9 protein-coding genes and 1 pseudogene are annotated in these 13826 nt (G+C 38.1%); all 10 read right to left on the bottom strand.

Annotated features, from left to right (window positions below; translation table 11 throughout):
• Window position 1: 1 nt before the first annotated feature.
• The 10 genes and pseudogenes from F580_RS0116650 to F580_RS0116695 all read right to left on the bottom strand — a co-directional run bounded on the left by F580_RS0116650 (window position 2) and on the right by F580_RS0116695 (window position 13559).
• On the bottom strand, window positions 2-721 hold the full coding sequence (locus F580_RS0116650) for a GDSL-type esterase/lipase family protein (protein ID WP_019028885.1): 720 nt from the start codon (window positions 719-721) through the stop codon (window positions 2-4).
• A gap of 58 nt (window positions 722-779) precedes the next feature.
• Window positions 780-2294: a sulfatase gene (locus F580_RS0116655; RefSeq protein WP_019028886.1), complete on the bottom strand. Its 1515-nt coding sequence runs from the start codon at window positions 2292-2294 to the stop codon at window positions 780-782.
• Window positions 2295-2357: 63 nt separating this feature from the next.
• On the bottom strand, window positions 2358-3779 hold the full coding sequence (locus F580_RS0116660) for a sulfatase (protein WP_211215634.1): 1422 nt from the start codon (window positions 3777-3779) through the stop codon (window positions 2358-2360).
• A gap of 6 nt (window positions 3780-3785) precedes the next feature.
• Complete coding sequence (locus F580_RS0116665) at window positions 3786-5339, bottom strand: sulfatase family protein (RefSeq protein ID WP_019028888.1); 1554 nt, start codon at window positions 5337-5339, stop codon at window positions 3786-3788.
• Window positions 5336-6784, bottom strand: a complete 1449-nt coding sequence (locus F580_RS0116670) for a sulfatase (protein ID WP_019028889.1) — start codon at window positions 6782-6784, stop codon at window positions 5336-5338. The genes F580_RS0116665 and F580_RS0116670 overlap by 4 nt, the downstream gene beginning before the upstream one ends.
• Before the next feature lie 534 nt (window positions 6785-7318).
• Window positions 7319-7456, bottom strand: coding sequence for a hypothetical protein (locus F580_RS26435; RefSeq protein WP_019028890.1), 138 nt, complete (start codon window positions 7454-7456; stop codon window positions 7319-7321).
• A 132-nt stretch (window positions 7457-7588) separates the two neighbouring features.
• Window positions 7589-7735: pseudogene (locus F580_RS26035) on the bottom strand (UxaA family hydrolase); the annotation flags it as partial.
• Between the two features lie 27 nt (window positions 7736-7762).
• Window positions 7763-9211 carry a sulfatase gene (locus F580_RS0116685; RefSeq protein WP_019028892.1) on the bottom strand — a complete coding sequence of 483 codons (1449 nt, stop codon included), beginning with the start codon at window positions 9209-9211 and terminating at the stop codon, window positions 7763-7765.
• Window positions 9212-9214: 3 nt separating this feature from the next.
• Window positions 9215-10711, bottom strand: a complete 1497-nt coding sequence (locus tag F580_RS0116690; protein WP_019028893.1) for a tetratricopeptide repeat protein — start codon at window positions 10709-10711, stop codon at window positions 9215-9217.
• Between the two features lie 385 nt (window positions 10712-11096).
• The gene (locus F580_RS0116695; RefSeq protein WP_019028894.1) at window positions 11097-13559 is read right to left on the bottom strand and encodes a PKD domain-containing protein; all 2463 of its coding nucleotides are present in this window, start codon (window positions 13557-13559) and stop codon (window positions 11097-11099) included.
• Window positions 13560-13826: the final 267 nt, after the last annotated feature.

Below are 13826 nucleotides of genomic sequence, written 5' to 3' on the forward strand. Positions count from 1 at the left end.
GTTATTGCATCAACGCTACTATTTGGGGTTCGATGGCCTCTGCCCAAGACTTGTATTGGTCTTTATTCGGATGTAATAAGTCCTTCATCACTGTCTTACTCAATGCGCCATTGTCATCAAGAAAAATATGATTAATATCTAAGTAGTGAATACGCTCACCATCGCCATAGCTCTTGATGATATTGTTAATATCGTCGTTTATTTTTCTAAGTGGATCATCTTTTGTCGCTGCTCTTGGGAAAATAGCTAACAGTAATACTTTGGTATTCGGCAATTTATCTTCTAGCACTGATAATATAGTTTTTATTCCTAGCGCCGTTTCTTCAGGTTTATCTTGTCGATGACCAGTATTATTAGTACCGATCATCATTACCAATAACTTAGGGTTGATATCGTCTACTGCGCCATGCTCTAGACGCCATAAAACATTTTCCGTACGATCGCCACTAAAGCCGATGTTCAAGGCATTACGTGGGGCATAATACTGTTGCCAAATCGCTTTGCCCTTGTTGTCAAAAGCATGAGTGATAGAGTCACCCAGAAAAACTAAATCAACCGATGACATCTGCTCTTTTATCGCCAGTTTTTCTTTATGTCTTGGCATCCACCAGTTTTTAGACCACTCGGCGGTTTGCACGTTGGCTTGTACAGACAAGGGCTGCTCTTTAATAACTGCACAGCTAGTAAACAGCAGTGTCAAACATAACATTAAGTATTTCATTTTCAATCCCAAATTAAGTAATTTTTGAATAGATAATCCACTAATTGTTTAGCTATTATTAATGATTTTGTTTGTTATTTTTCTTAGCTTTCTTGTCCTTTTCATTCGATTTTGGTTTTACTTTTTTTAAGCGTTTGGTATCGGCACCAAAAATACTCCATGGTGAAATATACTCTTCCACCGTAGGCGCTTCATTTTTTGGTAATAAAGCCGATAATTCTTCAACCTTGCTTTTATACTCAGGATGGTTTGCAAGGTTATGCCATTCGTTATTATCTTTTTGATGATTATAAAGCTCTTGTTCACCATCGAAATATTGAATAAATCGCCAGTTTTCAGTACGAACGGCATAGTTGCCACGCCCCCAACTAGCAATAGCTGGCGCTAAAACAGGCGCTGATTGATCTAACAACTGAGGCACTAAACTATTGCCATCCACATAGTCAGGCGCTTTTATGCCGGCCATTTCTGCTAAAGTTCTATAAACATTTATTAGCGTTACTGCTTGGGTAACCTTACGCCCTTTTTTAGTTTCTTTTTCTCTTCTATCGTGAATGATAAAAGGCACTCGATTTGCTTCTTCCCATAAGGTGAACTTTTTGAATGATTTCTTTTCACCTAAATGATAACCATGATCAGACCATAAGATAACGATGGTATTGTCTGCTTCAGGGCTTTGTTCAACTGCAGCTAATATTCTACCGACATTATAATCAGCCCAAGCAATGCAGGATAAATAGGCTTTTCTCACATCGCCCCACTGGTTGTTAGCTTTAAATTTTTTATCATCGCCTGCGCGGCGCATGCTATTACCTTCTTTACCTATATCATTTAGATCACTTTCTAATAACGCTGGTGGAGTAATATTTTCAGGTAAAGCATCATAAAATTCTACCGGACAATCAAAAGGTAAATGGGGTTTTACCAAGCCAATCGCAGCAAAGTATGGCTTATCATTTTTTTGTTTATTTTTAATGACATCAATACCGTATGACGCAACTTGATGATCAAACATCTCTTTGTATGGGTTAGTTGTTGGCCTGAATGAATTTTTTTTGTTGGTAGAAAAACCTTTATCTTTGGCAAACGCTCTAGGTTGGTGGTCAGCATCTAAATAATCAGTCCATTCAACCTCACCATATTCTTTTCCATGGTGAATCTTACCTGAACCATAAGTGTTATAGCCGTTGTTCTTTAATAACGTCGGTAAACTGGTGTACTTTTGTTTAAGCTGTTTATGTATTGCATGTTCATAAAAAGGATATAAGCCAGAGTTGTATGGCTCTACCCCATAAAGTAAGGCATTACGACTTGGTGAACAACCTGGTGCAACACTGTGAGCATTCATAAATGCTACACCTTCATTTGCCAACTTATCCATATTAGGTGTCATCGCTTGAGGATGCCCGCCCATATAACCGACCCAGTCGTTCATGTCGTCAATGGCGATAAAGACGATATTGGGTTTTTTAGCTTTCTCATCACCCATCGGCTCAGCAAACAGGTGTGCAGAAAAAGCCATAGCAATAAATACACCTACCAGTTTTGCTTTTAATAATGTTGATTTATTCACTTTTATACTCTTCTTTAATTATTCTTTTATTTATAGCAAACGGGTTAATGAGTCCGATTGGTATTAGTGAGCTATTGGTTGTGTTATACGATATTGAGCGTCATAACTTTTTAGCTGTATTTTTTTATATTTAGCGCCTTCCATATACAGGTGTTGAGGCGTTGATACATCCCACTGACCAAGTGTTTTTAACATTTTAACAACACGTTCGGGGTGTTCATCTGCAACATTATTTAGTTCAGCGACATCTTCTATCACGTTATAAAGTAATGGTAGGCGATCTGGCAGACGGATTAACTTCCAATCACCATCGCGAATTGATGCACTAACGGTAAAGCGCCACTTCATCTCTTGGTTTGGATTTCCCACTTTTTTGCCGGTAATGTAAGGCAAGATGTTATGACCATCAATTTTGTCTTTCTTGGTTATTTTGCCACCCGCTAAGTCAACAAACGTAGGGGTTAAATCCAACGTTGTCACTGGCTTTGCATAACGAGTATTTGATTTAATAACGTTTGGCCAAGACATAATAAAGGGCACGTGAATACCCCCTTCTAATAAAATCCCCTTTGAACCACGAAAAGGTGCATTAACTGTTCTAGAATTTTTCCCTGTGCCGGGTCCGCCATTATCACTTAAAAAAACCACCACTGTATTTTCATAAAGGTTATTGGCTTTTAATTCAGCAATAATTTTACCGACATTAATATCTAAGCGATGGATCATAGCCGCGTAGATACGGCGATTTTCGTTTTTGATATGTTTATATAGGTCAATATCTTCTTGCGGAGCTTGTAATGGTGCATGTGGAGCATTAAACGATGCATATAAAAAGAACGGTTTATCTTTATGACGACGAATAAAGTCAACACTCTCATTTCCTGTATCGTCAGTGATATAGGTAATTGGCTCAGGGGTTTTATAATTACTGATTAATGGCTGTAAATATTTTTCATTGCTACTAAGATCAACTCGAAAATAATCGTGGCCACCATGTGGGTAAGTCCAAACATCATCAAAACCGCGTTTTTGAGCTTGAAAATGGCTCTCATCACCTAAGTGCCACTTACCCACTAAACCATTAACGTAACCTTGCTCGGCTAAACGATCGGCAATGGTTTTTTCGGTAATAGGTAAGCCAAAATACTCACGGTTAAACTGAGGACCAGGATTGACATTATTGTTATCAAAACCAAAGTTAACCTGATTACGGCCGGTGATTAAACCGGCACGTGAAGGGCCACAAACAGGTGCTGAGACATAACCTTGCTCAAAAATAACACCACTTTTTGCCAAAGCATCAATATGGGGTGTTTTTATTTCAGTACTGCCAGTAAAACCAACATCACCATAACCTAGATCATCAGCTAAGATAATAACGAAGTTTGGCTTTTGATGCTCTGCAGCAAATACTGAAGTTAAGCCTAGAGTCACAGAAAGCAGGCTGAAAACAGCCCCTTTAACAAGTGGTTTTAATATCATCATATGACCCTAGTATCTGCCTGCAACAATTTCTTTAGTGCGCGCTTTAAGCTGCTTAACTAAATCAGGATTTTGCTTGGCAATATTCTTGTTTTCACCCGGATCTGTTGATAAATCGTAAAGTTGATCGAAACTTTGATAACCACCACGAATTCCCTTAGATTTTATAAAATTCGGCTTGTTCTTACTTTTAGCAATAAATTTATAATTATTATGGCGTAATGCAACATTACCTAAAGACTCTTCAAGTAAATCAACTCGGCCTTGGTCCGTTTCACCTAACCAAACAGATAACTGTTCAAGACTATCAACCGCTTCATTCTCGCTAACTTCAACACCAATCAACTTAGCAAGTGACTTATAAATATCCATTTGAGAAACAAGGGCATCATTGACTTGAGGTTTAATAGTACCAGGCCAATAAGCAATAGTGGGTACACGAGTACCGGCTTCTAAACGACTGTATTTTCCACCACTAAATGGACCACCGGGTTTATGCTCACCCAGTAATTCAACAGCACTATCGAAATAACCATCAAATAATACTGGGCCATTATCACTAGTGAAGATAATCAGAGTATTTTCAGCTAAACCAAGCTTTTCAATTTCTTTAATTATACGTCCGGTCATCCAATCCATTTGGGCGATAGCTTGTCCACGAACGCCCATAGTGCTTTTATCTTTAAATCTATCGTTAGGCAATCTAGGTACATGAATATCGTGGTAAGACTTAAATAAGAAAAATGGCTTGTTTTGGTTTTCTCTTATAAAATCAATTGCTTTATCAGAAAACACTTGAGCAAAATCTTCATCAACCCAATGAGCTGCTTTACCACCTGACATATGACCAATACGGCTAACACCGTTGACTATGGTTTCATTGTGTTGTTTGTCTGCAACAACGCGTAATAATTCTGGGTTTTCATAACCCGTTGGCATATTGCCAATTTTACCTTTGTAACTGACGGTGATAGGGTCGTTTTTATCTAAGTTAACAATGTTGTGGTTTTCAACATAAACCGTTGGCACACGATCGCCGGTGGCTGGTAATAAAAAACTGTAATCAAAACCTATTTCTAAAGGGCCTGGTTTAATATCGGCATTCCAGTCTACATTGCCATTACCTAACCCTAAATGCCATTTACCGACAACACCTGTGGTGTAGCCGGCTTTTTTAAACATAGACGCAAGTGTCGGTTTACCTGGTTGTATTAACGCGGGTGCATCACCCTTCAAAATTTTGGCATTATTTCTAAAACCGTGCTCTCCGGTTAATAGCGAATAACGCGAAGGCGTACACGTTGCTGCGGAAGAATGTCCATCGGTAAAACGAATACCATTATTGGCAATACGGTCTATTTCAGGGGTTTCAACACCTGTTGCACCATAACTACCTAGGTCACCATAACCAAGATCATCAATATAAAAAATAACGACATTAGGTGTCGTAGAACGATTAACCTCACCGATTTGACTTTCATTTTCTGTAACAGACGATTGACCACAAGCAGAAAGTGCGGAGACTAACGCTATGGAAGTTACTAGTTTTTTTGTTTTAATCATTTATCTACACCTTTTGATTTATTCTTTTTTTTGGCTTTCTTGTTGCTATTTGGCCTATTCTTTTTCCAACTACCAAGATAAGGAAATGCTTGATCTTGTAATTCAGATTCCCATTGCTGGTAAGCCTTCTGCATGACGGCGTCTTTCTCTGCATGTTTTTCTACAATGTTGTTATTTTCTTGGTGATCATCATCAAGGTTAAACAACATAGTTTCTTGTTTAACTTGTACTAATTTATCTGCCCCACTACGTACCGCATGAGACTTAGCTTTTACATGACGCCAGAATAAAATATCATGCGGACTGCCAGTTTTTTCATTGGTGATATATGGAATTAAATCAACACCATCAAGTGGTTTGTTTTTACTGATATCCACATTCGCTTGACTTACGATCGTTGCCAAAATATCCAATGAACTAACAGGTTGGTGATAATCTACACCTGCAGGTATTTTTTTAGGCCAACGAGCAGCAAAAGGAACACGAACACCGCCTTCAAACAGGTTGTTTTTATAGCCTCTTAAGTCACCATTATCAGAGGCGTTGTTTCTTGCGCCGCCATTATCTGATAAGAAAACCACAAGCGTGTTATCGTCAATCCCTTGTTCTTTCAAGGTCGCTAATATTTGACCAACGCCATCATCTACTGCGGTTATCATCGCTGCATAGGTTCTACGTTTACCTTTAGGAATGTGTTTATTACGATCTAAGTATTCTTTACTTGCCTGTAATGGTGTATGTGGGGCGTTATAAGCGACATATAAGAAGAAAGGTTTATCACTTTCTCTTTTGATAAACTCGACCGCTTCATGTGATAACTCATCGGTTAAGTATTCGTCGGTATCAACGCGTTGTTCATTGCGTAATAAACGCGTGCGGTACCAATCATATTTATATTTAACATCATCTAAACTGTTTAGCGTTAAATCTTTGGCAAAATATTGATGTCCACCAGATAAGAAGCCATAAAAATAATCAAAACCACGTTTATTTGGACGCAATTCAGGATGTGTTCCCATATGCCATTTACCAATAATGCCACTGGTATATCCGGCGGGTTTTAATACTTCAGCAATATTTTTTTCAGAGGTGGGTATACCATTTTGTTTGACCGTTGGATCCATGGTTGGATTAGAAGTAAAACCAAATCTATCTTGATATCTACCCGTTAAAAGCCCTGCTCGGCTTGGACCACAAACAGGATACGAGACATAACCATTGGTAAATCGAGTACCTTCGCTGGCAATTCGATCGATATTTGGCGTTTTTATATCGGTACTGCCATTAAAGCCGACATCTTTATAGCCTTGATCATCGGTTAGGATAATAATCAAATTTGGCTTTTGTTCAGATTTATTATTGGCCTCACTAAGAGCGGTAGCTTTGGTATTTGTGCTAGTTATAATCAGCAAAGAGAGAGCGATTTTTAATAGTGGAGATTGCATTATCTAAAATTCTAAATATATATCGTATTAACATACTAATATTTTTCATCGACCAAAACAACAAATAAATGAAAACGTTCTCCCTTTTATTGTAGGCCATAAATAAACCTAAACAGACAGATAAAAAAGATAAGAAGATAAAGGTTAGCTGTTGATAATAAACCACAAAGACTAGATCAAAGAGAATATGTTTACGAGCTAAGGTAGCTGTGAAAAAAAGGGAAATATAGAAATCACCCTGTGTTTTCATACTCGACAGGCTTTGTTTCGCCAGATAATTTATTGTGTTTATTGAAATGAGTTATATTATTTTCTGATTGGGCTTGTAGCAACAAATCGTTTATGAATAGTCGCCTATTCATCTACATTGTATAGCTGAGACCTGGGTAATGGGTAATGGGTAATGGGGGATATTAAGCAAGTGCCGCTTATCCAGAGCCCCAGTTATCTATCTAGCTTTGGATAAAATTACTGATAACACCATTACCCAAATGAAAATAATTAAATGAAAATAATTAAATGAAAAACTATTAATTAATTTGTTAAGTATTGAGTGAAGGAAAGGATTAACAGAGTAGCTATAACCCAAGGAACTGCTAACTCACGTTCATTTTGTATTCTAACATCCTTGTTTAATTGATTTTTATTTTTATTTTTATTTTTATTTAACATATATTCCTACCAATTAAAATAGTTAGTAGGCAAACGTTACCCTACTAGATGAGGACTTACAAGCCCAAACTAAAAGAAATTAATTTATCACTGTAAAAGTGGCTATTAACAAGCTCATAAGCTCATAATCTGCTAGATTTCGTCACCAATATTTTTTTCGGTCGCTTCACCACAGATCACCTTACCGGCATTCATATCCATATAATCCGAGATATTTCGGTAGGTTTCAAAGGTTGAAAAAATGTTAATCACAGGAGCTATCGCTGAGTCGACAACAGCGCCACGACCAGATAAAGCGTTTAACTATCACTTGTTCCCCCTCCTTGATTGCTCAAGTTGCTGTCTCATGTCTTGTAATAATTTATCACTTGCCCATTGAATTAAATTTTTTCTTTCTAAGGGATCTTTTTCACTGTGATACAACTCTTCAGCGATTACTTGCTTATTTTTTATGTTCTCCCAGCGGGTATATCGGTATTGATTTGTTCTAATGGTATATGCCATATTTTTTATTGGTTTATTACTAGGCCAAGGCCGAGCGGTTTGTGATAGCGCTGCTCTTTTGTGTCTATAATTAGGTTCATTAAATATCTGATTAAAACTACGACCATCAATATTCAATGGCACCGGTAAATTAGCGAGCTCAGCGAGTGTTGGATAAATATCGATGTATTCTGTTATTGCACTGGTGGTAAATGGCTTTTGACCCGGAATACGAAAAATTAACGGCACGCGAGTATCTAGCTCTCTCACGGTTGCTTTAGTCCAATGACTATTTTCCCCTAAGTGATAGCCATGATCAGACCAGAAAACAATAATGGTGTTATCGTAAAGCCCATTATCTTTAAGTGCGTTAATTATCCGTCCAACGTTATCATCAACATAGCTAGTGGCGGCATAATAGCCATGGCGCAGTTTTTGTGCTGTTTCTTTGGTGAATTGTCCTTTTTTAGGTAAATCAGTAAGGCTTCTTATTTCCTTGAAATTAAACCAATTCAAATCAGAAATGTTACTAGGTCTACTTTCTAAGCCTAGTGCTTGCATATCTTCACGCTGATAAAGATCCCAGTATTTTTTCGGTGCGTTATAAGGTGCATGAGGTTTCATAAACCCGACAGCTAGAAAGAAAGGGCTTTTACTGTTTTTTAATCTTTTAATCGTTTGAACAGCATCAACCGTAATGTGGTCATCAACATACTTGTTGCCAATATATTCTGCGGATTCAGTAGCAACACCTTTTTTAGCTCCCTTTTTGATACTCGATTCAAGTACATAATCATCAAAGTGTGGCTCTTGCGCTAAACGAGCAGGCACAGACCAAGATTTAGCATCTCGGATATTGGCATAATTATGATAAATCTTACCTATAGACTCAGTATGGTAGCCATTATTTTTGAAATGTTGCGGTAAAGTCACCACATCAGGGGCTGTTTTTCTAAAATGTGTATTGAGCCGCCAAACTTTTATTGAATCTGGGTACATACCCGTTAGCATAGATGCACGAGAAGCATTACAACTAGCAAATTGCACATAAGCCTTAGTGAAGTTAACACCTTCTGCAGCAAGCGTATCGATATTTGGCGTAACCGCTTTATTTTCACCATAAATACCGATATTCATCCTTAGATCATCAGCGCCAATAAACAATATATTGAACTTTTTTTGCCCTACCTCCTCTTCAATAGCCCCCCTTGTTTCAGCAAAGAATAAAAACAATAACAAGCTGGGCACCAACCAAAGTAAGCTTTTCTTCATCGGTTAAAGCTCCTGAATAGTCACATTGCCACCCGAAGTCCATGTTTTCAATTGTGCTTGCCATGCCGTCACGTCCCAATTTAAGCCGCTCCCTGATTTAATCGCTGAGCGAATATACTTTACTGCTGTCGCAAGCTCTCTATTTTTCTTTTTAGCATGAGCTATTGCTTGTAAGTATTGGTACTCAGGGTTTTCACTTTGTTGCTCAGCAATTTCAGACAAATACCGCATGGCGCCTTCCACATCTTGTAAATCGTCATCGTTGGTCAGTAACTTAACCTCGGCTGATTTAAGTTTCGCAGTAATATGGTCTTGCTTTGCCGCTTGTTCTAACCAAAACAATGCCTTTTTTTCATCGCTAATCGTCCACGGACTATCAAGAAGTAAACTAGCTACACGATATTGTGCTTGGCTAAGCTCTCCTTTTGCCGCTTCAAAAAGCCAATAAATAGCTTGTTCAATATTCTTTTGCTCTCGATATAATTTCAAACCATATTCATACTTTGCCAACATAAAGCCATTTTCTGCTGCGTTTTTAAGTAATTTTTCAACTTCATCATCTTCTTGTTTTAACCAGGGGAAATTCATCAAAGTCATACCATAACCGTATTGATCTTTCGCGGTATTACTAGCACTTAACGTTGCAGCTAAACGCTTAATACTTTTGTAAAAAGAGCTATAGTTTCTTCTCATTCGTAGTTTGTTATAGCTAGCAATACCCAGATAGCTTCGATTAATAAAAGCAACCTGTTGTTCATTAAAGGTCGGCTTTGGTAAGTTATTTAAAGACAAGCCATAGTTTGCCGATTCAACAATGCCACTGGTTTTAACATGAATAATATTTCTAATAGAGCCGTCTGGAGCTATATCGTAATCCGCTATCAAAAAATAGGCCGTGGCATTAGAGAATTCGTCCGGTCCAGTTAGTGTATCCTGCTCCACAAACCCTTCCTCATTAGGCATATTCGATGACATCGTCATGAACATGGAAAGGGAATCTTCAATGCCCGAATCTGAATAAATTTCAACATCGCTAATATCGTCAAACTCGTCGAATGTTACTCTTTTAGTTAAGTTGTTTTTATTTACCAAAGGTTGGTACTTTCGATACAGAATTTCTTTTCTAAACGCCGCTTGTGACGTTTTAATTAGCGCTGCAACTTGCTGTGTACTCTCATCAAGTTGAACATTGGCAATTAATTTATCAACAATAGCTTGAGAGTTATCATAGTTATGTTCAGCTGCCATCGAAAACCAAATCAATGCTTTAAAGCTATCAGAGGTTGTGCCTAAGCCTTTATAATACATCATACCTAGCTGGTAAAAAGCTTTAGGGTTTTTAGTATCTGCTGCTGATAAGTACTCATCGATTGCTGATGGGTACTGGTGATTGAGGAAATATTTATCTGCTTGGTCGGTATTGTTTGCAAACACTAAACAAGGACAAATAAACAACAAAAATAATACCATAATACATATGCGGTTTTTTATGGTTTCCATGGACAAATCCTATAATTATTTGAAAGAACTCTCTTGTTGCTAATAAATTTTTGAGTATGTTTTATATTTTTTTATACATGTTCAACTACTAGCTGTTTTCTAGCCGTTGTTTGTTATACCAGTTTGATTAAGTTTGTGATCTTGTTGTGCTGTGGAAAAATACATCAGGGCAAGGCGCTCGATTGAGTAATATCTGGCTATTGGGATTGAGAGCAACGCTGACATGGAGTATTTTAACCCGCACAAGTTAGTAATAATTTAATCAAATTGGTATTAATGATGTTTTACCGAAAGAGCTTATAAAAAAAGGCTTCTCATCCTTGAGAAGCCTTTTCAGGGGAGTTCACCGTTAATGCTAGTTACTACTGCTAGCAATTAACGTTACTTACTTTTTCAAAAACCGTCTGAACCCTGCTAAACCACCTAGCAATATCATACCGATGAAACCAAATGAACCACTATCAGGTTTTTCTTGTTCATGCTTTTTAACCATTGCTGTAATGGTGAAAGTAGAAACAGAAGTTTCAAATTGCTCATCGCTGTCTGGCTTAGTTTCATCATTCTTCACCTTAACTGTAAAAGTCATCAGTGTGTCAATGTTAAACTCAGGCACAATCATGGTTGCTGCAGCGGTAGTAGTATCAGATAAAGTGTACCAGCTTGCATTTACTGATTTACCGTTCGAAGTGTTTACCCCTGAACTGTTCCAAGAGTATGTTAGTGGACGACCTTCATTATCCATTGAAGCACTTGCATCAAATACAATGGTTTCTCCTGAAGCCATGTATGGATACTCTACACCGTCAAATACGGCATAACCATTTGCTTCGTTTCTGCCAAGCATTTCTGCGCTAGCGGTTACTATAGCGGGAGTTTTAAACACAGTGATAGTGTAAGGTAAACTTTGAGTTTCGCCTGAACCCTCTATCATTAGTTCAATTACGATATCTTCAGCTTCAGTCATATCTGGCGCTGTAAAGGAAGCTGTTTGGCCATCTGCAGTTAAGGTTACGGTTGGTCCTGAAAGTTGGCTCCAACTATAGGTGCCAACTTCAGCGTTTGGTAAAGATGCAGTCGCATCAATAGTTACTTCATCTGCAGGATAAGCTTCTGCGCTATCATCGGAAAACATAATACTTACATTTTTAGTATTATCTAAAGGATGACCATCGTTAACATCTAAAACGCTATCACCGTCATCATCATTATCTAACAATAAGCCAGAATTATCCTGACAGGTTTGGTCACACGTCGCTAAGAAATCATCAGGCATGCCATCACTATCGGTATCAGTAACTGCTGCCGCATTATTTGGAAAATCATCAGCATCATTAATTACGCCATCGCCATCAGTGTCGCCACCAATAGGTTGTTCAATTAATGAGAAGTCATCTGCCCATATTTGAGATAAAGCCGTATCCTTAACAATATCGGTTTCTTCACCTACAGTTCTTATAAATATTTTAAAGGCTTCAGTAACATCAATATCTGTTGGCGCAGTAAAGGTATCTTCAACCAGTACCCAAGCGCCATCAGATGGAACTTCATTTGTTAAGGCTATGGAAGTAACGACAAGTTCTCCGGTAGCAACACCATCGTCATCTACTTTTTCTTCACCTGCTTTGTCATGACCATCAGGATAAACTGCAAGCGGTGCGTCGATTTTGGTATAACTATATCCCCAAAGTAACGGACTTATTGCGGCAGCATTAGCTGATACATTATATAAACCACCTGGGTTAATACTGGCAATTTGGCGAGAAAGGCCTGATTCATGACTATTACGAGCATGGTTCATGTAAAGATAAATACCGTCATACCCTTCTGGGGCAAGGGTACTTAAATTCTTCTCTATATTGGTTCGAGTATGATCCATATACCTTACCCAACCGTCTATGTGGTTGCCATATGTTTCTACAGTAGCAACAACGTTACCATCGGCATCAGTTCGGTCGGTGTAAAGTCCGTCGTAAGCTCCAGTATTTTTATTTGGTGTAGTACTAATTGCACCAAGCGTCCAACCACTGGTACCAAAATCCGTTAGCGTATCGATTTCACCTGCTGGAATATTTGGAAGCGGTTCGGTAATGCCGGTATCATCTTCAACTGGGTCAACAGTGTCACCCGGGGCATCAACCATAGTCATAGCTAAATTATCAACCCACATCGGTGCACGGGCATCATTTTTAAAAATATCATCGCCAGTTAATGGGAAGGCTTCACTTGGAGGTGTTTGAATAAAGACACGAAATGGTTGTGTTAGATCAATATCCATTGGTGCGACAAAGGTATCGGTAACGGGTTGCCATGTGTAGTCAGATAAAACAATATTAGTAAGAGGAACAGTGGTAACTTCTGAAATACCATCCGTTACTGGTGCGCCTGTCTTGATATATGAATATGCCCAACGTAAGCTACCTTTATTAGCACCATCTCCAGACAAATTATAAGTTTTGCCGCCCTCAATATTATCAACTTGTCTACCTAAGCCATCAGCATCATTTTTACGCTTTTTATTATTACCTAATATATTTGTGTCATTACCTGCAGGAGGGAGCATCACTCCGCTAGCAACAATAGAATTTTGAAAACGTCCCCAACCGCTTGTATTAAAATACGCTCTCATATTTTTAGCTACGCCGTCAGTCAGGATTTCATTCCAAGCTAAAATAGGATCAGGCATAGGCGCTGAATCAGCGTGCATATCAAGAAATCCCGTGTCAGAAAAACCAGTTAAGCCTTCTAAGTCATCAGAAAAAATAACGGTATCGGCGAATGCCGAAACGCTGGTAAAAAGTAGTGTTGCTGCAACAGCTGCTGCGACTTTATTTTTTGAATATATTGTCATAGTGTCTCTCTTTATTCAGTTCTTATGTTGAATTCAACTCGCTGATATTTTTATTATGTAGATACTTTATTATTATTTTGCATCCCTAACATTTACACCCTCAAAAAACTAGGGAAAACGTTTTACCTAATCTACACGGAAACAAACATTTGTAAATGGTTTTATGAAAATATTGCTAAAAAAACGACAACTCATATCAAGCGTTGATATGCTACAGCGTACACACATACTCTAAAGCCCTTAATTAAAGGGGGTTTAGATATGATT

This window comes from Colwellia piezophila ATCC BAA-637, assembly GCF_000378625.1.
Lineage (GTDB): Bacteria > Pseudomonadota > Gammaproteobacteria > Enterobacterales > Alteromonadaceae > Colwellia > Colwellia piezophila.